At 37.3% G+C, this 21,058-nt stretch carries 19 protein-coding genes and 1 pseudogene; all 20 read left to right on the top strand.

All coding sequences use genetic code 11. The annotated features are described in order from the left end of the window. Positions 1 to 43 precede the first annotated feature (43 nt). A complete protein-coding gene (locus DZB84_RS01775) occupies positions 44 to 769 on the top strand; it encodes a GntR family transcriptional regulator (RefSeq protein WP_116350527.1) in 726 nt (241 codons plus the stop codon). A 106-nt stretch (positions 770 to 875) separates the two neighbouring features. Continuing rightward, the gene (locus DZB84_RS01770; RefSeq protein WP_116350526.1) at positions 876 to 1,979 is read left to right on the top strand and encodes a BMP family lipoprotein; all 1,104 of its coding nucleotides are present in this window, start codon (positions 876 to 878) and stop codon (positions 1,977 to 1,979) included. Positions 1,980 to 2,126: 147 nt separating this feature from the next. Further along, a complete protein-coding gene (locus tag DZB84_RS01765) occupies positions 2,127 to 3,653 on the top strand; it encodes an ABC transporter ATP-binding protein (protein WP_116350525.1) in 1,527 nt (508 codons plus the stop codon). Beyond that, a complete protein-coding gene (locus DZB84_RS01760) occupies positions 3,650 to 4,720 on the top strand; it encodes an ABC transporter permease (protein WP_116350524.1) in 1,071 nt (356 codons plus the stop codon). The genes DZB84_RS01765 and DZB84_RS01760 overlap by 4 nt, the downstream gene beginning before the upstream one ends. Position 4,721: 1 nt before the next feature. Then, entirely contained in the window at positions 4,722 to 5,675 is a 954-nt protein-coding gene (locus tag DZB84_RS01755) for an ABC transporter permease (RefSeq protein ID WP_116350523.1), read from the top strand. Between the two features lie 393 nt (positions 5,676 to 6,068). Continuing rightward, positions 6,069 to 7,349 carry an EF-P 5-aminopentanol modification-associated protein YfmF gene (gene yfmF, locus DZB84_RS01750; protein ID WP_116350522.1) on the top strand — a complete coding sequence of 427 codons (1,281 nt, stop codon included), beginning with the start codon at positions 6,069 to 6,071 and terminating at the stop codon, positions 7,347 to 7,349. After that, a complete protein-coding gene (gene yfmH / locus DZB84_RS01745; RefSeq protein ID WP_116350521.1) occupies positions 7,349 to 8,635 on the top strand; it encodes an EF-P 5-aminopentanol modification-associated protein YfmH in 1,287 nt (428 codons plus the stop codon). Before yfmF ends, yfmH begins: the two co-directional genes overlap by 1 nt. A 299-nt stretch (positions 8,636 to 8,934) precedes the next feature. Then, positions 8,935 to 9,660 (top strand): elongation factor P 5-aminopentanone reductase, encoded by a 726-nt coding sequence (gene ymfI / locus DZB84_RS01740; protein ID WP_116350520.1) that lies wholly within the window; start codon positions 8,935 to 8,937, stop codon positions 9,658 to 9,660. Between the two features lie 87 nt (positions 9,661 to 9,747). Then, positions 9,748 to 9,990, top strand: a complete 243-nt coding sequence (locus DZB84_RS01735) for a DUF3243 domain-containing protein (RefSeq protein ID WP_116350519.1) — start codon at positions 9,748 to 9,750, stop codon at positions 9,988 to 9,990. 167 nt (positions 9,991 to 10,157) lie between these two features. Beyond that, entirely contained in the window at positions 10,158 to 10,943 is a 786-nt protein-coding gene (locus tag DZB84_RS01730; protein WP_116350856.1) for a YmfK family protein, read from the top strand. 106 nt (positions 10,944 to 11,049) lie between these two features. Continuing rightward, positions 11,050 to 11,943, top strand: coding sequence for a RodZ domain-containing protein (locus DZB84_RS01725; protein ID WP_116350518.1), 894 nt, complete (start codon positions 11,050 to 11,052; stop codon positions 11,941 to 11,943). Between the two features lie 90 nt (positions 11,944 to 12,033). After that, positions 12,034 to 12,612, top strand: a complete 579-nt coding sequence (gene pgsA / locus DZB84_RS01720; protein ID WP_116350517.1) for a CDP-diacylglycerol--glycerol-3-phosphate 3-phosphatidyltransferase — start codon at positions 12,034 to 12,036, stop codon at positions 12,610 to 12,612. A 17-nt stretch (positions 12,613 to 12,629) separates the two neighbouring features. Continuing rightward, positions 12,630 to 13,868, top strand: coding sequence for a competence/damage-inducible protein A (locus DZB84_RS01715; RefSeq protein ID WP_116350516.1), 1,239 nt, complete (start codon positions 12,630 to 12,632; stop codon positions 13,866 to 13,868). Between the two features lie 141 nt (positions 13,869 to 14,009). Beyond that, positions 14,010 to 14,466, top strand: a pseudogene (locus DZB84_RS01710) (GNAT family N-acetyltransferase). Between the two features lie 365 nt (positions 14,467 to 14,831). Further along, positions 14,832 to 15,746, top strand: a complete 915-nt coding sequence (locus DZB84_RS01705) for a VOC family protein (protein WP_116350515.1) — start codon at positions 14,832 to 14,834, stop codon at positions 15,744 to 15,746. A gap of 87 nt (positions 15,747 to 15,833) precedes the next feature. Continuing rightward, complete coding sequence (locus tag DZB84_RS01700) at positions 15,834 to 16,016, top strand: hypothetical protein (RefSeq protein ID WP_116350514.1); 183 nt, start codon at positions 15,834 to 15,836, stop codon at positions 16,014 to 16,016. A gap of 276 nt (positions 16,017 to 16,292) precedes the next feature. Further along, the gene (gene recA, locus DZB84_RS01695; protein ID WP_099355307.1) at positions 16,293 to 17,333 is read left to right on the top strand and encodes a recombinase RecA; all 1,041 of its coding nucleotides are present in this window, start codon (positions 16,293 to 16,295) and stop codon (positions 17,331 to 17,333) included. A gap of 543 nt (positions 17,334 to 17,876) precedes the next feature. After that, entirely contained in the window at positions 17,877 to 19,439 is a 1,563-nt protein-coding gene (gene rny, locus DZB84_RS01690) for a ribonuclease Y (RefSeq protein ID WP_116350513.1), read from the top strand. Between the two features lie 137 nt (positions 19,440 to 19,576). Continuing rightward, positions 19,577 to 20,371, top strand: a complete 795-nt coding sequence (locus tag DZB84_RS01685) for a TIGR00282 family metallophosphoesterase (protein WP_116350512.1) — start codon at positions 19,577 to 19,579, stop codon at positions 20,369 to 20,371. A gap of 318 nt (positions 20,372 to 20,689) precedes the next feature. Continuing rightward, positions 20,690 to 20,950 (top strand): stage V sporulation protein SpoVS, encoded by a 261-nt coding sequence (gene spoVS / locus DZB84_RS01680; RefSeq protein ID WP_003181955.1) that lies wholly within the window; start codon positions 20,690 to 20,692, stop codon positions 20,948 to 20,950. Positions 20,951 to 21,058: the final 108 nt, after the last annotated feature.

The following is a 21,058-nucleotide window of genomic DNA, read 5'->3' as shown; positions in this document are numbered from 1 at the left end:
CATCAGAGGTCTGATGACTTTACATAAACTGGGGGAAATGCAGATGACTATCAAGTTAGATAATCGACCATTGTATTTGCAAGTGATAGATCAGATTAGACTTGATATCGATAACGGAGTCTACAAAGAAAAGGAAAAGCTACCATCCGAATTTCTCCTAGCAAAACAATTGGGTGTTAGCAGAGCAACATTGAGAGAAGCATTACGAATTCTTGAAGAAGAGAATGTCATTATTAGAAGGCATGGCGTTGGGACCTTTGTTAATGCAAAACCTCTTTTTAATTCCGGAATTGAGCAGATTAGTAGTATTACAGATATGATTATTCAAGCTGAAATGTCACCAGGTACCATCTTTTTGTCAAAAACAGTGAAGGGACCAACTGACGGCGATATTAAGGGATTTAGTTGTTTAGAAAATGAAGAAATAACTGTGATCGAACGGGTCCGTACGGCAAACAACGAGCCTGTTGTGTATTGTATTGATAAAATACTTAGTAAAAATTTACCTTCTAGCTATTCACATGAAGAATCTATCTTTGATTTATTAGAGAAAAAAGCAGGAAGAAAAATCACATATGCTGTGACTCATATTGAACCGATTGGGTACCATGAGACCATTTCTCCTATTTTAAATTGTGATCCGGAAACAGCCCTTTTGTTATTAAAACAAATGCATTACGACGAAAATGATAAGCCTGTATTATTTTCACAAAATTATTTTAGAGCTGACAAATTTTCCTTCCATGTTGTTAGAAAGCGTGTATTATAAAGGTGATAAAAATGCACTTTTTAAGGAGGTGAATAAGTAGTCCGTTACTAACAAATATTCTAAAGTAAGGCTTTGTTTTATTAAAAATTTTTTAGGGGGTTAAATTATGTTTAAAAAGAAAGCTGGTTTTGGTCTTGCATTTCTACTTGCAGCTGGAACATTACTAGGAGCATGTGGAAGCGCAGATGACGAAGGTACAAGTAAAGGAAATGGCAAAGGTGCTGACCTGAAAGTAGGTATGGTTACTGATGCTGGTACAATTGACGATAAATCCTTTAACCAAGGTACTTGGGAAGGAATCTTGGCTGCAGAAGACGAGCTTGGCATTCAAACAAAATATCTTAAGCCAGCTGGTACTACTGAAGCAGAATACCTAAAAGAAATGGGTAACCTTTACGATGCAGGCTATAAATTTATTGTAGCACCTGGGTTCAAATTTGAAACCGCTATTTTCCAAGCACAATCTAAATACGAAGACGCAAAATTTGTTATTTTAGACGGTAACCCACATAAGGGTGACTTTGTTCCTGCAGTCGCTGACAACACTGTTGCTGTATTTTTTGCTGAACATGAATCCGGTTTCTTAGCTGGTGTTGCTACTGCACTTGAGTTACAAGAAGGAGAAGCAGGATTTATCGGTGGTATGGAAATTCCAGCTGTTCAAAAGTTTAACTGGGGCTTCCAACAAGGTCTAGCATATGCGAATGAAAACTTAGGAACAAATTTAACAATTAAAGCTGACAACGTAGTATATCAAGGATCATTTGATAACTCAGCTGCTGGTCAACAAATTGCTGCACAAATGTATGATCGTGGTGTAAACGTAATCTTTGCTGCTGCTGGTGGTGTTGGTGTAGGTGCTTTTACAGAAGCTAAAAACCGTGCCAAAGCAGGAGAAGAAGTGTGGATGGTTGGTGTTGACGTAGACCAATATTCTGAAGGAATTTATGAAGGTGAAAAATCAGTTACTTTAACTTCTGCAATGAAGAAACTTGCTCACGCAACTCAAGAACTAATTGAAAAAGAGTTAAATGGAGAATTCCCTGGTGGCGAAACGTTAACCTACGATGTTAAAAATGATGGTGTAGGTATTCCAGATGAAAACCCTAACTTAAGCGAGGAAACAGTTAAGCAAGTGAAAGAAATCTTTGAAAAGGTTAAATCAGGTGAAATTAAAGTCTCAGGTGAACAAGGTGATTTAATCAAGTAAGTGTAGTTTAAAGAGAGACGGTTTTCATCCGTCTCTTTTGTATATAACCTAAAAAGGTGAACGTAACACATCTTTCTACATTTTTAGATGTGGATAGGGGACTCCTAATAAAAAAGGATATGAGTCTAGAAAAAGGTGAGTGCTACTATGGAATATGTTGTAGAAATGCTGAATATTAGGAAGGAATTTCCTGGGATTGTAGCAAATGATAATATCACTCTTACTTTAAAAAAGGGAGAGATACATGCCCTGCTTGGTGAAAATGGGGCAGGAAAGTCCACGCTTATGGGTGTTTTATTTGGTATGTATCAGCCTGAGCAAGGGATGATTAAAGTAAATGGGGAAAAAGTGCATATCTCCAACCCTAATGTGGCAAACCGTCTAGGTATTGGAATGGTGCATCAACACTTTAAACTAGTAGATAATTTTACGGTTACTGAAAATATCATTTTAGGTAGCGAACCAATAAAGAATGGGGTTGTCCTAGATATTAATAGTGCCGCGAAACGGATTGAAGAACTGTCTAAATATTACGGACTAAATGTAGACCCTCATGCTAAAATAGAAGACATTTCTGTTGGAATGCAGCAGCGGGTTGAGATTATGAAGATGCTTTTCCGTGAAGCTGATGTGCTAATATTCGATGAGCCAACAGCTGTTTTAACACCAAATGAGATAGATGAATTAATGAAAATTATGCGTAACCTGATTAAAGAAGGAAAATCCATCATCATCATTACACATAAATTAAAGGAAATTAAAGCTGTCGCAGACCGCTGTACGGTAATTCGTCGCGGCAAATATATTGGTACTGTTAATGTGGCAGAAACAAGTGAAGCAAACTTAGCGGAAATGATGGTAGGTCGACATGTTTCCTTTAATGTAGATAAAGAAGAAAGTAAACCAGGTGAAGTGGTTTTAGAAATAGATTCTCTCTCCGTAAAAAATAATAGAAAGGTTTTAGGTTTGAAAAACTTTTCTATATCCGTACGCAAAGGAGAAATTGTCGGAGTTGCAGGCGTTGAAGGTAATGGTCAATCTGAGTTAGTCGAAGCAATAACAGGTCTTCGTAAGGCAGAGTCGGGTAAAATACTATTAAATGGAGAGGATATCACAAGTCTATCGGTTCGTAAAAGAATTGATAAGGGGATTGCTCATATTCCTGAAGATAGACAAAAACGTGGACTTGTATTGGACTACACGCTCCAATCCAATATGGTACTTGAAGTTTATAATAAACCACCATTTTCAAAGCACGGCCTACTAAAAGTTTCTGCAATGAAAGAATATGCGAAAAAGATCTTAGAAAATTTTGATGTGCGTTCAGGAGAAGGGGAAGTTTCCATAGCAAGAACCTTATCCGGTGGTAACCAACAAAAAGCAATTATTGGACGTGAACTCGAATTAGATCCTGACTTGCTAGTTGCGGTTCAACCAACTCGTGGTCTCGATGTTGGGTCAATTGAATATATTCATAAACGGTTGGTCGAGCACCGTGACAAAGGTAAGGCAGTACTTTTAATTTCTCTGGAACTCGATGAAGTATTGCAGCTATCTGATCGCATTGCCATAGTTAACAACGGTGAACTTATTGGGATTGTAAATGCCTCTGAAACAAATGAAAATGAGGTTGGTCTCATGATGGCTGGTGTAGGTAAGGAGAGAAGTGTATGAGAACCACAATTGTTTCATTAATTGCAGTGCTTTTAGGTCTAATAGCTGGTGGAATATTAATGCTTTTCATTGGAAGCAATCCCTTCGAAGGGTATAGTTACTTGTTCCAGGGAGGATTAAAAAACATCTCTAGAATTGGGGATACATTAGCGACTGCATCACCATTAATCTTTACTGGTTTATCGGTTGCTTTTGCATTCCGTACAGGTTTATTTAATATCGGAGCTTCTGGTCAAATGCTAATTGGTGGTCTAGTTGCGACTGCTGTTGGTTTAACTTTTGACTGGTCCAGACCCATTCTCCTGCTCGTTATGATATTACTCGGTTTTCTTGGAGGAGCTCTTTGGGCGTTTATTCCAGGATTGCTTAAAGCAAGATTTAATGTGCATGAGGTTGTTTCTACAATCATGATGAACTGGGTTGCATATTGGACTGTATATTATGTTGTTCCTGGATATTTCAAGGGAGAGTTTCTTGAAACAGAATCAAGAAAGTTAGCGGATGAAGCAACATTACGTGTGCCATTTTTAACGGAAATGTTCCAAGGCTCCTATATCAATCTTGGTTTGTTCCTAGGTATTATTGCGGTTATTATAGTTGGTTTTATCATTAATAAAACAACTTTAGGCTTTGAATTGAAAGCGGTTGGGTTTAACCGTGATGCTGCAGAGTATGCAGGTATGCGAGTGAATTCAAATATTGTATTATCCATGCTCATTTCTGGTGGATTAGCAGGTCTTGCTGGTGTTGCAATGTACACAGGAAATGCGACGAGCATGCAAATTGGAATTTTGCCAGCACAAGGCTTTGACGGAATTGCCGTAGCTTTATTAGGAGCTAACAATCCTATCGGAGTATTCTTTGCAGCTGTATTCTTTGGAATCCTTTATTCAGGAACTGGATTTATGAATGCGATGACAGAAATTCCACCAGAACTTGCAAATACAATCATTGCAATCATTATATATTTTGCTGCAACAAGTATTTTGATTGAACGTTTAATAAATAAATTCATGAAACGACGAAATAATTCAAAAAGCAAAGCTGTAAAAAAGGAGGAAGCGTAATATGTGGTCAATCATTGAACAGATTTTTCCATATGCAATCGTATTTACAATCCCCCTTCTTATTACAGCACTTGGAGGATTATTTAGTGAACGAAGTGGTGTTGTCAATATCGGTTTAGACGGGCTAATGATTTTTGGTGCATTTGCTGGTGCCCTAACGATTTATTATCTTCAGGATACAATTTCAAATCATAATGCAGTTCTATGGCTTGGCTTGATTGCAGCAGCCGTTGTTGGGATTATCTTTTCATTATTACATGCGTTTGCTAGCATTAACTTAAATGCTAACCAAATTATTAGTGGTACTGCCATCAATATGATAGCCGGTGCATTAACAGTATTCTTAGCAAGAAATATTACAGGTAGTGGAAATATCCGAATTACAAGTGGTTTTACACCGACTGATATTCCTGGACTAGCTTCAATTCCTGTTATCGGGGATCTGTTTTTCACAAAAACATATCCAACAACGTGGTTTATCCTGGTTGTTTTGTTAATAAGTGCATTTGTATTATACAAAACAAAAATAGGACTTCGTTTGCGTTCTTGTGGTGAATATCCACAAGCTGCAGAAGCCGCAGGAGTTAATGTAAAACGAGTACGCTACCTAGGAGTCATACTATCTGGCGCATTTTCAGGTTTAGGTGGTGCTCTAATTATTGTGACATATGCGGGTGAATTTACTGGAAACGTTTCTGGCTTAGGATTCTTAGCTCTTGCGTCATTAATCTTCGGACAATGGAAGCCTCTGGGAATATTAGGCGCTACCTTGTTCTTTGGTTTTGCAAGTACAGTTGCCAACGTTTCACAGGTTATCCCTGAGCTTGCCGTTTTTCCACCAATTATCTTGAAAATTTTCCCTTATGTGGTCACTTTAATTGCATTGGTTATATTCTCTAAATCATCGCAAGCACCTAAGGCTGCTGGTGAACCTTTTGATTCAGGGAAACGATAAATATCATTTTTAAAAGGAATGGCTAAATGCCATTCCTTTTTTGTGTTCTAGGAAATTATAAAATTTATCTCATTGTATACAAATTTTGTTAGTTGTATTCAAGTCCAGCTCCAGCGCCTAGCCGCTCGAGGTCATAAGGCAATCGCTTCGGAAGGCAAAACCGCCTTCTGACATCCTAGTGCTGACATCTACGTTTGCCACAGGACATGGCAGTAGTTAGTCGATGTTCTATTTCAAGGCACTTGCACTTTGTTCATAGGAAATTTATGGGTCAAAACTTGAAATTATTGCTAATTTGAGGTTATAGTGATTTTAAGACTAATTAAACGGTTTTGGTTGAAAAATAGCCATATATGGTTTTAAGTTATGACGAAAAAAGGAGGCTATGTTTACATGTTTTTACTTAATGAAACTGAGCATAAATTAAGTGGCTTGACTCTTCACACGATAAAAACAGATAAATTTAAAACAAATACGATTGTATTACGAATGAAAGCACCGCTTCAGGAGGAATACGTAACACAGAGGGCATTGCTACCATACGTCCTGCAAAGTGAAACAGCTAGCTATCCCTCAACAACTAGTTTACGCTCTTATCTAGACGAATTATATGGAGCTGCGTTATATGTGGATTTAGCTAAAAAAGGTGAAAATCACATTATTACATTTTTTGTTGAAATTGCGAATGAATTATTTTTAAAAGATCAAACACCACTTCTTGATAAAGCCATTGCATTGTTACAGGAGATGGTACTTTCTCCTATTACTGAAAATGGAGCTTTTAAGAATACGATCGTTGAAAAAGAGAAACGTAGCCTTAAGCAACGAATTCAAGCTGTTAATGATGATAAAATGAGGTATTCAAATCTACGCTTAGTTGAAGAAATGTGTAAAGATGAACCATATCATCTTCACGTTAATGGAAGAATTGAAGACATTGATACTATTTCGGCACAATCTTTATACGATTATTATCAAAAAGTAATCGAAGAAGACGAGATTGACTTATATATTATTGGTAATATCGAACCAGAAAAGGTAAAGGAAGTTGTTTCATCCACGTTTGTATTTGCTGATCGAAACAAGCGGCCATTTACAGAAACGAAAACAAAACAGGTCGTAAAAGTCAATGAAGTGATTGAAAAACAGGATGTTAAACAAGGTAAGCTAAATATTGGATATCGTACAAATACAACCTATAGTGATCCTGATTATGATGCTCTTCAGGTATTCAACGGGATATTTGGTGGGTTTTCGCATTCAAAATTATTTATTAATGTACGTGAAAAAGAAAGCTTGGCCTACTATGCAGCATCAAGGGTAGAAAGTCATAAGGGATTATTAATGGTGATGTCTGGAATCGATGTTTCTAATTATGATCGTGCAGTAACCATTATAAAGGAACAATTGCAAGCGATGGTCGATGGTGATTTTACAGATGAGATCATGACTCAAACAAAAGCTGTAATCCGGAATCAACTACTTGAAACCATTGATACATCACGAGGAATTGCAGAGGTCCTGTATCATAATGTTGTTTCCCCAAAACCAAGGAAGCTTGAAGATTGGATTTCTGGAATAGAAGCTGTAACGAAGGAGGAAGTAGTCAATGTGGCAAAAAAAATTGAACTTGATACCATCTACTTCCTTACTGGATTGGAGGGAGGCAAGTAATGGAAAAAATCACATTTGATCAACTTCAAGAGGTTCTTTTTCATGAAAAACTTGATAACGGACTAAATGTCTATATCCTTCCTAAAAAGGGATTTAACAAAACCTATGCTACGTTCACGACAAATTATGGTTCTGTGGATAATCAATTTATACCATTAGGGAAGGATGATTTCGTTCATGTACCAGATGGAATTGCTCATTTTTTAGAGCATAAGCTGTTTGAAAAAGAGGATGGCGATGTTTTCCAAGATTTTAGTAAACAAGGTGCATCAGCCAATGCGTTTACTTCATTTACTAGAACTGCTTATCTTTTTTCATCTACATCCAATGTAGAATTGAATTTGAAGACGTTGATTGACTTTGTTCAAAGTCCTTATTTTACGGAAAAAACAGTAGAAAAAGAAAAGGGCATCATTGGGCAAGAAATTACAATGTACGATGACAATCCTGATTGGAGACTATATTTTGGTGTCATTGAAAATATGTATAAAAACCACCCAGTACGAATTGACATTGCAGGAACAATTGATTCCATTGCCAAAATAACAAAAGATATGCTTTATGAATGCTATGAAACCTTCTATCATCCGAGTAATATGGTTTTATTTGTTGTGGGTCCCATTGAACCGGAAAAAATAATGGACCAAATTCGTTCTAACCAAGCACAAAAAGATTACAAGGATCAGCCAGAAATTAAACGCCATTTTGAAGATGAACCAATTGAAGTAAATGAAAAGAAGAAAGTTCTTAAAATGAATGTTCAATCCTCAAAATGTATGGTGGGCGTAAAAGCCTTAAATCCGTCTCGTAAGGGCGATCAATTGCTAAAACAAGAATTGTCTTTAACGATTATTCTGGATTGGCTGTTTGGAAAAAGCTCTAAGTACTATCAGGAATTATATGATGAGGGCTTAATCGATGACACGTTTACGTTTGATTATACGGAAGAACAAGGGTTTGGTTTTGCGGTCGTTGGCGGTGATACACCTAACCCTGATGAATTATCATCAAAAATTAGACAAATTATGCTTTCAAGTAAAAACCAAGGAATCACTTCTGAAGAATTAGAACGTGTCAAAAAGAAAAAGATTGGTGCGTTTTTACGCTCTTTAAATTCACCAGATTATATTGCAAATCAATTTACAAGATATGCATTTAATGAAATGAATTTATTCGATGTCGTTCCCATGATGGAAAGTCTAACCGTCGATGATATAACAAACACGGTAAATGAATTCTTTGATGAAGTTCGAATGACCGAGTGCCAGGTAATACCTAAAAAATAGATAAGTTTATTTCAGAAGGCTACGTATCTTTTTAAGTGGTGAGATATTCGTAATATGAGTATAATAATTGCAGGGTACTAACCTTGGCTAAATAAAGTTAAAGCCTACGGCGGATGCCACGACTTTTCAAAGGGAAATTTTTCGAGGAGTAGGATCAAAGACTAAGAACGCCACATCCAACGTCTTTGTGACCCACCTCGTGTTGGCCTAAGAAAATCGGGCACAAATACGCCAAGGCGCATTTTGATGGAAAAAAAGCATCCTTTTGTGAAGGATGCTTTTTTAAGGGGAAATGAGTAATGAAAAAATATGCATTAGTGACAGGGGCGAGTGGAGGAATTGGAAGTGCCATTGCTAAAGAAATTGCCAGTCTGGGCTATTCGTTATACCTCCATTACCATGAAAATGAACAATCTATAAAAACGATTGCAGAAGAGTTAGCTTCTAAAGGTGTGGAAACATTCCTGATTAAGGCAGATTTAAGCATTGCGAACGGAGTAAATCAATTAGTTAACCAAATTGAACATCCAATTGACGCAGTTATCCATAATTCCGGTAAGAGTGTGTTTGGACTTATGACTGATTTTGATGAAAAGACAGTTGAACAAATGGTACAACTTCATGTGAGTACACCATATATGTTAACAAAAGCATTGCTTCCAAACATGATCACAAAAAAAAGTGGAAATATTATCGTTATCTCCTCGATTTGGGGAATCACAGGAGCCTCCTGTGAAGTACTTTATTCAATGGTAAAGGGTGGTCAAATTTCATTTGTAAAAGCTTTAGCAAAGGAAGTTGCGCTTAGTGGAATTAGAGTTAACGCTGTTGCACCCGGCGCAATTGATACAAACATGCTTAAGGAATTTACTCCTGAAGATATCGAAGGCATTAGTGAAGATATTCCGATGGGAAGAATTGGAGAGCCAAGTGAGGTTGCAAATGCGGTTGCATTTCTACTTTCAAATAAAGCTTCTTATATTACGGGTCAAGTGTTGTCTGTCAATGGTGGTTGGCATTGCTAACTTTATTTGTGCTTTGATTATTTTACGAATAAATTATTTAACATTCGACAAACTAACATTGTAATTACCTTATAAGGAGGGTCACTTATGTCAGTACTAGACAATTTCGAGGATTGGAAAAATTTTTTAGGTGATCGCTTGCAGCATGCTAAATCTGAAGGAATGGATCAAAATGTGATCAATGATATGGCTCATCAACTAGGTGATTACCTGGCTAGTGAAGTAGAGCCGAAAAATGCTCAAGAAAAAGTTTTACGTGACCTTTGGAACGTTGCTTCTGAAGAGGAGCAACAAGCGATTGCCAACGTAATGGTAAAGCTTGTTCAATAGGTTAGGCAGTGGTTTAAAACGAGAGAGGACTTTCCTCTCTTTTTTCATTTAGTTTATCCATTATTTTTCTACCCCTCTATAAAATGTGAATTGATTAGTTTATAATAAAAATGATGCACAGTTTCACAATTGGAAAATGATAATCACCAAGCGAGGGGCTGGGAATGTTGGAGAAAAAAGAGTGGTATTTAGAATATGAAATTGCAAAAAATCGCCCAGGACTACTTGGGGATATATCTTCATTATTAGGAATGCTTTCGATAAATATTGTCACAATAAATGGTGTAGATGATCGTAGAAGAGGAATGCTTTTATTAAGTGATAGTAGTGAACAAATTGAAAGACTTGAATCAATCTTACATACAATGGATACGATAACCGTTACAAAGCTTAGAGAACCAAAGCTTCGTGATAAGCTTGCAGTAAGACATGGGAGATATATACAGCGGGATGCAGATGATAAAAAAACATTCCGGTTTACTCGCGATGAATTAGGTCTTCTTGTTGATTTCATGGCTGAGCTCTTTAAACAGGAGGGGCATAAGCTGATAGGAATACGGGGAATGCCAAGGGTGGGTAAAACTGAATCAGTTGTAGCTGCAAGTGTTTGTGCGCATAAAAAATGGTTGTTTGTATCATCGACTTTATTAAAGCAAACAATGCGAAATGAGTTAATTCATGATGAGTACAACGTCAATAATCTTTTTATCATCGATGGCATAGTATCTACAAAGCGCGCAACTGAAAAACATTTACAGTTAGTTAGGGAGATCATGAGACTTCCTGCAGTTAAATTAGTGGAGCATCCAGATATATTTGTACGTAATACCGAGTATACATTAAAGGATTTTGATTACATTATTGAACTTCGAAATGAACCTGAAGAAGAAATTACATATGATATGGAATACCAAGAGTTTTCTGAGTCTAATTTTTCAGGTTTTGATTTTTAATTTTTGTGTAAATATTATCGTAAAACCTTTACTGTGAAGGATAAAAATGCTAGTATTATGAACGCAAATATGTGAATAGGTATCTGAGAGTTGGTAGGTGAAAAAAATGACTGAATTAGGATCTAGACTTAAAGAAGCGAGAGAACAAAAAGGCTTAAGTTTGGATGATTTACAGCAAATAACGAAAATCCAAAAAAGATATTTGGCTGGTATTGAAGAAGGAAATTATTCTGTAATGCCAGGCAAATTCTACGTCCGTGCATTCATTAAACAATATGCTGAAGCAGTCGGGCTAAATCCTGAGGGATTATTTGAGGAATTTAAGTCAGAAATTCCAGGTACATATAATGATGACATTCCCGAACAAATTTCTAGAGTACAATCGAGAAAGCAAATTTCTACGACAAGTTCGAAAGTCATAGATAAAGTACCAATCATTATATTAGCACTCTTCCTTCTTGGTGGTGCGATGACGATTTATTGGTTTGTATCCAAAAAAGATGTTGCCCAAGAACCGGAGACAAAACTTGAGAGTCAGGAAACTGAATATGACGAATCCAATGAGCCACCTCCTGTTAAAGAGGAACCAAAAGACGAGGAACAGGTAGCCGGTGAAACAGATAATACACCTGCTGAAGAAGAACCTGTGGAAGAAACTCCAGCTCAGGAGCTAGTCGAAATTGCAAAAGAAACAAGCACCGCAACCTATGAGTTAAAAAATACTGATACTTTTAAAGTGAAAGTTACCGCTTCCGAAGCTGGTCAATCATGGGTAACGCTTCAAAATCGTCAAAATGAAAGATTTATTTACGAAACAATTGCAAATGGCACAACAAAAGAGGTTGATTTAACAAATCAATCAGAAGTGATTTTAACAGTTGGCAGGTCTTCGGATCTCACAGTAGAAATCAATGGTAAGCCTTTTACGTATCCATTTGATACCGGACAAATTGTTCGTCAAATCATTACGTTAAAGTACACTCCAGGAACCGAGGAATAACAAAAAGTCATCATTATGATGGCTTTTTGTTTCGTATAAGTGGTATTATCACTATTATAGATATTTTAGTACATGTTGGAGGTATGAATTTTGAATTTACCAAATAAGATTACAGTGGCAAGAATTTGCCTAATTCCACTATTTTTAATTATTATGTTTGTTCCGTTTGGATGGGGCGATGTTTCGATTGGCTCAATGTCAATACCTGTTGCCCATTTAGTCGGTGCGATTATTTTTATTGTGGCTTCTAGTACAGACTGGATTGATGGTCACTTAGCAAGGAAGCATAATTTAGTAACGAACCTTGGAAAGTTTTTAGATCCACTTGCAGACAAGCTTTTAGTATCGGCAGCGTTGGTTAGTTTAGTTGAGTTCGGCTTAGCGCCGGCATGGATGGTTGTTATTATCATAAGTAGAGAGTTCGCGGTTACTGGCTTACGTCTCTTATTAGCAGAGGGTGGAGAGGTTTCTGCTGCGAAAATGTTAGGAAAGATAAAAATGTGGGCTCAAGTTGTAGCTGTTTCTGCATTATTATTACATAATTGGCCGTTTGAATTTCTATCAATCCCTTTTGATATGATTGCACTTTGGGTTGCTGTTATATTTACGATTGTTTCAGGATGGGATTACTTCGCGAAAAATAAAGGGGTTTTTGCTAACTCCAAATAGGATGGTGAGATTCTTAAATGAATGCTGAAATAATTGCTGTAGGCTCTGAACTCCTTTTGGGTCAAATTGCAAATACCAATGCACAATTTCTCTCCAAACAGCTTGCCGAGCTTGGAATCAATGTTTACTTCCATACAGTCGTTGGTGACAATTCCGAACGTTTAGAGGAAGTGATTAAAATCGCACAATCACGTTCCAATCTGATTATTTTTACCGGTGGATTGGGTCCAACAAAGGATGATTTAACAAAAGAAACGATTGCAAGGGTTTTAGGAAGACAGCTTGTATTTGATGAAACAGCCTTACGTAGTATTGAAGATTTCTTTAAGAAAACAAACCGCCATACGACTGAGAATAATAAAAAACAAGCTCTTGTACTTGAGGGCTCTGAAATCCTTCCTAACGATCATGGAATGGCGCCTGGAATGGGACTAGAAGTCGATAAAATCATATACATGCTTTTCCCAGGTCCTCCTAAAGAGCTTAATCCAATGTTTCTTTCATACGGAGCACCATTCTTATTAAAAACATTAGGTGTTGTTGAACGAATTGAATCTAGGGTATTACGTTTTTTTGGTATTGGAGAATCGCATCTTGAAACAGAGATTGAAGATTTAATCGATAACCAAACAAACCCTACGATAGCTCCATTGGCAAGTGATGGTGAAGTTACACTTCGTTTAACAGCAAAGCACAGTTCTCTTGACGTTGCAAATAGATTATTAGATGATACAGAGGCACAAATCTTAAAAAGAGTAGGAAAGTTCTTATATGGCTATAACTCGACTTCGTTAGTTAATGAACTTATGAATAAACTAAAAGCGTCTCAGCTAACGATAGCGAGCGCTGAAAGTTTAACAGGTGGCTTGTTCGCCGAAGAATTAACGAATCTAGCCGGCTCTTCTGCGGTTGTGAAGGGTGGAATTGTTTGTTACACAAATGAAGTGAAGGAACATGTGCTACATGTTAAGAAGGAAACTCTCGATACGGATGGGGCTGTTAGTCGTTCAACAGCCCTACAGCTTGCTGAGAACGTGAGAAAGCTCCTAAATTCCGATATAGGGATAAGTTTTACTGGTGTAGCGGGACCAAGTGAATCGGAAGGGAAACCGGTAGGTACGGTGTATATTGGGATTTCCTATTTAGATCAGCCTACAAAAGTATATCCATTACAGTTAGCGGGTTCCCGCCAAGGTATCAGAACTAGAACCATTAAATATGGGTTCTACTATTTGCTCCAATTATTAAACAAATAAGGAAACTGAAATTTTCACCCAAAGGCGATCTTAATAGATCGTCTTTTTTTATGGAGTAAGAAGGAAAATACTCAATTTAGTTGAAAGTATTTATTCCATAGTGTTCAAGATTTTAGATTTTTTAAAATGGGGGTGTTTGAGGTGTATCAGTATTTTAATGGTTTCATAAATTAGGGAAGGCACAGAAGGTGTTCCTGCAGACAATGTCGAGGGTCTATTTAAAGATGCCGGATGGGTGAAAAATATTCCAAATTGGCAAAAAGAAAAATTTTCGTTGATATTTCAAAACTCAACATGGGCATATACAGTCTGGGATCAGGAACAAATGATTGGTATGGTTCGTGTCATCTCAGACAAGATAATGGCAGCTACGATTATGGATTTAGTTGTCTTATCGGATTATCGTGGAAGGGGAATAGGTAAGAAGCTGGTAGAGCATTGTGTTCAAAAGCTCCCACATGGTGATTGGTTTGCTCACACTTCAGCTAATAATTTTAGTTTCTATCAAAAATGTGGATTCGAAGTTAATGACCCTACTATAAATGGTACCTGTGCATTTTATGGATATAAACAAGCACGAATAGATGCACATAGGTAATAATGGTTTTAGTTTTTATCAAAATACTCAATATCAAAGTGATATGGGTAAAATAAAAAATGGCTGTTTTCGTAAACATTGTTGTTTTTGGATATGATTGTAGTAATTGTTGTTCTTCCAGTGATCTCAGCGGATGGTACGAGATCCTCGAAAATGCATGCATTTTCTTCGTGCGGTGTAGTTCAAGGAAGCAAACTCAACGTCCTGCGGGAATAGCGAGCCAAGCAAGACCCTGTAGTGAAGCAAGGAGGCTTGCGGATCGCCCGCGGAAAGCGAGTATCAGGAGCAGAACTCACCCTGTGTTTTAAAAGCATCAATCTTTTAGAAAAGAGCCTAAAAAATAAATACATAAGGGGTGCAATAAAATGACAAAAACGAATCAAAACATCGTTCCGCATTTATGGTATGACAAGGAGGCGAAAGAAGCAGCAGAGTTTTATACTTCTGTTTTTCCGAACTCGAGCATTACGAATGTAACCACACTTTACGATACGCCATCCGGCGATGCCGATTTAGTCTCGTTTGAATTGTGGGGACAAAAGTTCATGGCAATTAGTGCTGGTCCTTATTTTAAATTTAATCCATCCCTTTCTTTCTTCGTAAATTTTGACCCTTCACGAGAAAAAGATGCGCGCGACAAAATGAATGAGGTTTGGAACAAATTAGCTGAAGGTGGCGCAGTTCTTATGCCACTTGATAAATATCCATTTAGTGAGAGGTATGGTTGGATTCAAGATAAGTATGGCTTGTCTTGGCAGTTAATCCTTACAAATCCAGAAGGTGAAGAGCGACCAACGATTATACCGTCATTCATGTTTACTGGAGATAAATGCGGTAAAACAGAGGAAGCTCTAAAATTTTATTTATCTGTATTCAAGAACTCAAAGCAGGGCAATTTGGTCCGTTACCCTAAGGGGATGGAACCAAACAAAGAAGGAACAATTATGTTTTCTGATTTTAGACTAGAAAATCATTGGTTTGTAGCAATGGATAGTGCCGAAGATCATGAATTCAATTTTAACGAGGCCATTTCATTTATGGTATATTGCGACACACAAGAAGAGATTGATTTTTATTGGGATAAGTTGTCAGCTGTTCCTGAAGCCGAACAATGTGGATGGCTGAAAGATATGTATGGAGTGTCTTGGCAGATTGTGCCACGCGAAATGGATGAGATGATGAATAATAGCACTCCAGAACAAATTGAACGTGTTAATAAGGCTGTTCTAAAAATGAAAAAGTTAGATCTGGCCGAACTACAGAGACTATACAAGGGATAATGCCAATACGGTCGAAGTTCAATTTATTAGAAATCAAGGGGAATATCATATAAAATGATCATAATGAAACAATGAGGAGGAAAATCGATGGTAGATGACAAGCAAACTAAATCAACAACATCTTCAACAGATGGCTATGGAGCGTTGAAAGAACTAAATGGTGTAAAAAAATTAAAAAGCTTGGACATTGACAGTTCCTCAGGATTTGTCTGCGATGTCAACACAGGGATATGTGGTCCGATAAAACCAAAGGAAGAAGATAAAAAATAGTCCTTTTACCGATTGAATGAAATAAATAGATAATGGGCGTAAGTTGCATATGCTTACGTTTTTTTTTATGATTATTATAATTTTATTTGAAAGACAAAAATTAAAATTTAATGGTCTTTATAACTTTGAAAATACAATTTTCAACTATTAATAATTGGATTTATGGGAAAAAACTATTAATAAAAATAAGCGAATAAATGTTCGACTTTTTGCTTGGCAAATCGAACAAAACATTGTATAGTAATAGTAGTTTCACGAATAAAGGAGGAAAAATTAGTGAGTGATCGTCAAGCGGCCTTAGAAATGGCATTGAAGCAGATAGAGAAACAGTTTGGTAAGGGCTCAATCATGAAGCTTGGAGAACAAACTGATCGTCGAATTTCTACTATATCTAGTGGTTCACTAGCGGTAGACGTAGCATTAGGTGTTGGAGGATATCCAAGAGGACGGATAATTGAAATATATGGACCAGAAAGCTCTGGTAAAACAACTGTAGCACTTCATGCAATTGCTGAAGTACAAAAGACTGGTGGACAAGCAGCGTTTATTGACGCGGAACATGCGCTTGATCCAGCATATGCACAAAAATTAGGTGTAAACATTGATGAACTATTATTATCTCAGCCTGACACTGGTGAACAAGCATTAGAAATAGCTGAAGCATTAGTACGTAGTGGTGCAGTCGATATTTTAGTAGTTGACTCTGTTGCAGCACTTGTTCCAAAAGCAGAAATTGAAGGTGAAATGGGAGATTCCCATATGGGTCTACAAGCCCGCTTAATGTCACAAGCATTACGTAAGCTTTCAGGTGCAATCAATAAATCAAATACAATTGCAATTTTCATTAACCAGGTCCGTGAAAAAATTGGGGTAATGTTCGGAAACCCAGAAACAACCCCAGGTGGACGTGCGCTTAAATTCTATTCTTCTGTAAGACTAGAGGTTCGTCGTGCGGAACAATTAAAACAAGGCAATGAACTTGTTGGTAATAGAACAAAAGTGAAGGTTGTTAAGAATAAAGTAGCACCACCATTTAAAACAGCTGAAGTAGATATTATGTACGGAGAAGGAATTTCAATTGAGGGCGAAATCATTGATATCGGTTCGGAACTTGATATCGTCCAAAAGAGTGGCTCTTGGTATTCTTATAATGAAGAAAGAGTGGGTCAGGGTCGCGAAAATGCAAAACAATTCTTAAAAGAAAACCCTGATGTTCGTAATGAAATCCTTCAGCAAATTAGAAATCATTATGGGCTTGACGGTGTTAAAGTAGCACCAGCTGATGAGGAACAGGAAGAGTTTGATTTACAAGACTAATGAAGATGGAGACACAGCATTTGTGTCTCTTCTTTAATTTCTCCATCCACTCACTCAAATTTGAACGCGAAAGAAACCACCTCTTAGCTTCGTAGAACGCGAATATAGACAATTCCGCTACACAAAATTTCCATTTTCATGAAACAGTATTTTTGACAGCTCTTGACAATAAAAATTCACACATTTACAATTAAAATGTATATTTTACATTTTGTTAGAATTAAAACGTTAGAAGCAAAACTCGGTTTGAGCTTTTGCTATTCAGACCCGGAGTAGTCAAAGCTGCTTTCGGATCGTAACCTAAGACTCTGATTAGCTTAAAAAGCCTTTGCGCTGTATGTTATCTATCTAACTTTATTCAGTAACGTTTAATCGTGCTTAATAAAGTTAAAGGCTCCTGCGTATATATGCAATTGTTAACTGAATTTTTTTGAGTTACCTCAAGAAATTTGGGTGCAAATACGCAAGGGCGAAATTGATTAATGTACATGCCGACATTTTGATCTAGCAAGAAAAAGTTTATAGCAAGAGGAGGTGAAGAAGATGGATCCCATTTCTATAATCATCTCCGCTTTGTTTGGCCTAATCGTCGGTGCGATTGTTGGCTTTTATGTTCGTAAATCAATTGCCGAAACAAAAATTGCAGGTGCAAAAAGTGTTGCCGAACAAATTATTGAAGATGCCAATAGAGAAGCAGATTCATTAAAGAAGGAAGCACTGTTAGAGGCAAAAGATGAAATTCACAAACTTCGCACAGAAGCAGAAAAAGAAGTCCGTGATCGAAGAAACGAACTACAAAAACAAGAAAATCGTTTATTGCAAAAAGAAGAGAACCTTGATCGCAAGGATGAAACTTTAGATAAACGTGAATCCATGTTAGAAAAGAAAGAGGATTCTCTCGCTCAAAGACAACAGCATATTGAAGAGATGGAAAGCAAAGTGGAAGAGATGGTACACAAGCAACAGGTTGAACTTGAGCGCATTTCTAGCTTAACACGTGAAGAAGCAAAGCAAATCATCCTTGAACGTATTGAAAATGAACTTTCCCATGATATTGCGATGATGGTGAAAGAGGCAGAAATTCGTGCAAAGGAAGAATCTGATAAAAAGGCTAAAGAAATACTTTCGCTAGCTATTCAAAGATGTGCCGCTGATCATGTCGCAGAAACTACAGTATCTGTAGTTAACTTGCCTAATGATGAGATGAAAGGTCGTATTATTGGTAGAGAAGGACGAAACATCCGTACACTTGAAACATTAACGGGTATTGACCTCATTATTGATGATACACCAGAGGCTGTTATTTTATCTGGCTTTGATCCAATTCGCCGTGAAACAGCGAGAATCGCACTTGAAAAACTTGTTCAAGACGGACGTATTCATCCAGCACGTATTGAAGAGATGGTTGATAAATCTAGACGTGAAGTTGACGAATATATTCGTGAAGTGGGTGAACAAACAACCTTTGAGGTTGGTGTTCATGGACTCCATCCTGATTTAATTAAGATTTTAGGTCGCTTGAAGTATCGTACAAGCTATGGCCAAAATGTCTTAAAGCACTCAATGGAAGTATCATTCTTGGCAGGTTTAATGGCTGCTGAGTTAGGTGAAGATGAAACACTTGCTCGTCGTGCTGGACTATTACACGATATCGGTAAAGCTATTGACCATGAAGTGGAAGGTAGCCACGTTGAAATCGGTGTAGAATTAGCCACGAAGTATAAAGAGCATCCAATTGTTATCAATAGTATTGCTTCCCACCATGGTGATACGGAACCAACATCTATTATTGCTGTCTTAGTTGCAGCAGCTGATGCTTTATCTGCCGCAAGACCTGGTGCTAGAAGTGAGACACTTGAAAACTATATCCGTCGCCTTGAAAAGCTAGAGGAGATTTCAGAATCCTATGATGGTGTTGAAAAATCCTTTGCTATACAAGCTGGACGTGAAGTTCGAATTATCGTAAAACCTGATGCAATCGATGACTTAAATGCACATCGATTAGCCCGCGATATCCGTAAACGAATCGAAGAAGAGTTGGATTATCCGGGTCATATCAAGGTAACCGTTATTCGTGAAACAAGAGCGGTTGAATATGCAAAATAAAGTGGTCGTTAAGACCACTTTATTTTTTTGCTCAAAATTATTAGAAAAGTTACAACTGGCAAATACTCTAAAAAATGGCCTTTGACATTGAGATTTTTCGCTTTTTGTGCTTCACTTGTTATGAAAGGGGCTTTTACATGAAGATTTTATTTATTGGTGATGTTGTCGGCTCACCAGGGAGAGATATGATTCGTGAATATCTTCCGAAACTAAAGGCAAAATTCCATCCTACACTTACCATCGTGAATGGTGAAAATGCAGCATCGGGACGAGGGATTACTAAAAAAATATACAACCAATTTCTCGAGAGCGGTGCCCAAGCAATCACTCTAGGTAATCATACATGGGACAACAAAGACATTTTCGAGTTTATTGATACTGCTAAAAACATGATCCGTCCTGCCAATTTCCCCGAAGGAACTCCTGGTCAAGGAATCATGTATAGTAAAGTGAATGGACAAGAGGTTGCAATTATTAATTTGCAAGGTCGGACATTTCTCCCTGCTATTGACGATCCGTTTAAAAAATGTGATGAATTAATTGAACAAGCAAAAAAGCGAACTTCCATCATTTTCGTTGACTTTCATGCGGAAGCTACAAGTGAAAAAATCGCGATGGGCTGGTATCTTGATGGACGGGTAACTGCTGTCGTTGGAACACATACACATGTCCAAACAGCGGACAATCGTGTTTTACCACAAGGCACTGCCTTTATAACAGATGTTGGGATGACAGGGCCATACGATGGGATTTTAGGTATGGATAAAGAAGCTGTTATTCATAAATTTAGAACGACTTTACCTACACGATTTGAAGTGGTTCAAGGAAGAACCCAATTAAATGGTGTTCTCATAGATGTAGACCCAAAGAGTGGCAAGGCAAAAGGGATTCAACGAATTCTCATTAATGACGATCACCCATTTTTTGACTGAACTTTTCAACCAAGATATTCATTTCAATATCTTGGTTTTTTCATGTATTGAACAAGTTTTTGAATTTTTAGAAAAAACTTAGAAACAAGCAGGAATACTGGTAGTTTCTAGTGAATATAGTAGTTATGGGATCATTATTCGTTGTTCAACAGGACTTGGGAATCCCTGGTTGAATAAAGATAGCCACTGGTATGTCTTGCGATCGTGTTAGGATCTTAGAAAAATAGTGATAGATCGTAATTTATCAGTCGGTATTGGTTTGTATGGTTCTACCGATCACTCAGGGAAACATTGTAAAGAACAAGGAGGAAAGTAGAAATGGAAATATTAAAAGTTTCAGCAAAATCTAATCCAAACTCTGTAGCTGGAGCTCTTGCAGGTGTATTGCGTGAAAGAGGAGCAGCAGAAATCCAGGCGATTGGTGCAGGTGCATTAAATCAGGCAGTGAAAGCAGTAGCGATAGCTAGAGGGTTTGTGGCACCGAGTGGAGTGGACCTAATTTGTATTCCGGCATTTACAGATATTCAAATTGATGGTGAAGAAAGAACTGCTATAAAATTAATCGTTGAACCACGATGAATGTATGTCCTTTTATATACAGTGGTCAAGTGACGGATAGTAGCCTGTTTGTCTTATAAGACAAACAGGTATTTTTGTGTAAAATAGAAAGAAAAGGGAGTTGATTAA

Source organism: Bacillus sp. HNG (assembly GCF_003400205.1).
Lineage (GTDB): Bacteria > Bacillota > Bacilli > Bacillales > Bacillaceae_L > Ferdinandcohnia.
The sequence above is the reverse complement of the archived record's forward strand: the minus strand, read 5'-3'. Positions and strand labels throughout refer to the sequence as shown.

Excerpts from the sequence above, each read along its gene's own strand:
- yfmH (WP_116350521.1), top strand. The coding sequence starts at position 7,349 with ATGGAAAAAATCACATTTGATCAACTTCAAGAGGTTCTTTTTCATGAA.
- DZB84_RS01760 (WP_116350524.1), top strand. The coding sequence starts at position 3,650 with ATGAGAACCACAATTGTTTCATTAATTGCAGTGCTTTTAGGTCTAATA.
- spoVS (WP_003181955.1), top strand. The coding sequence starts at position 20,690 with ATGGAAATATTAAAAGTTTCAGCAAAATCTAATCCAAACTCTGTAGCT.
- rny (WP_116350513.1), top strand. The coding sequence starts at position 17,877 with ATGGATCCCATTTCTATAATCATCTCCGCTTTGTTTGGCCTAATCGTC.
- DZB84_RS01685 (WP_116350512.1), top strand. The coding sequence starts at position 19,577 with ATGAAGATTTTATTTATTGGTGATGTTGTCGGCTCACCAGGGAGAGAT.
- ymfI (WP_116350520.1), top strand. The coding sequence starts at position 8,935 with ATGAAAAAATATGCATTAGTGACAGGGGCGAGTGGAGGAATTGGAAGT.
- DZB84_RS01715 (WP_116350516.1), top strand. The coding sequence starts at position 12,630 with ATGAATGCTGAAATAATTGCTGTAGGCTCTGAACTCCTTTTGGGTCAA.
- DZB84_RS01705 (WP_116350515.1), top strand. The coding sequence starts at position 14,832 with ATGACAAAAACGAATCAAAACATCGTTCCGCATTTATGGTATGACAAG.
- DZB84_RS01700 (WP_116350514.1), top strand. The coding sequence starts at position 15,834 with ATGGTAGATGACAAGCAAACTAAATCAACAACATCTTCAACAGATGGC.
- DZB84_RS01755 (WP_116350523.1), top strand. The coding sequence starts at position 4,722 with ATGTGGTCAATCATTGAACAGATTTTTCCATATGCAATCGTATTTACA.
- DZB84_RS01725 (WP_116350518.1), top strand. The coding sequence starts at position 11,050 with ATGACTGAATTAGGATCTAGACTTAAAGAAGCGAGAGAACAAAAAGGC.
- DZB84_RS01775 (WP_116350527.1), top strand. The coding sequence starts at position 44 with ATGACTATCAAGTTAGATAATCGACCATTGTATTTGCAAGTGATAGAT.
- yfmF (WP_116350522.1), top strand. The coding sequence starts at position 6,069 with ATGTTTTTACTTAATGAAACTGAGCATAAATTAAGTGGCTTGACTCTT.
- DZB84_RS01735 (WP_116350519.1), top strand. The coding sequence starts at position 9,748 with ATGTCAGTACTAGACAATTTCGAGGATTGGAAAAATTTTTTAGGTGAT.
- DZB84_RS01770 (WP_116350526.1), top strand. The coding sequence starts at position 876 with ATGTTTAAAAAGAAAGCTGGTTTTGGTCTTGCATTTCTACTTGCAGCT.
- DZB84_RS01765 (WP_116350525.1), top strand. The coding sequence starts at position 2,127 with ATGGAATATGTTGTAGAAATGCTGAATATTAGGAAGGAATTTCCTGGG.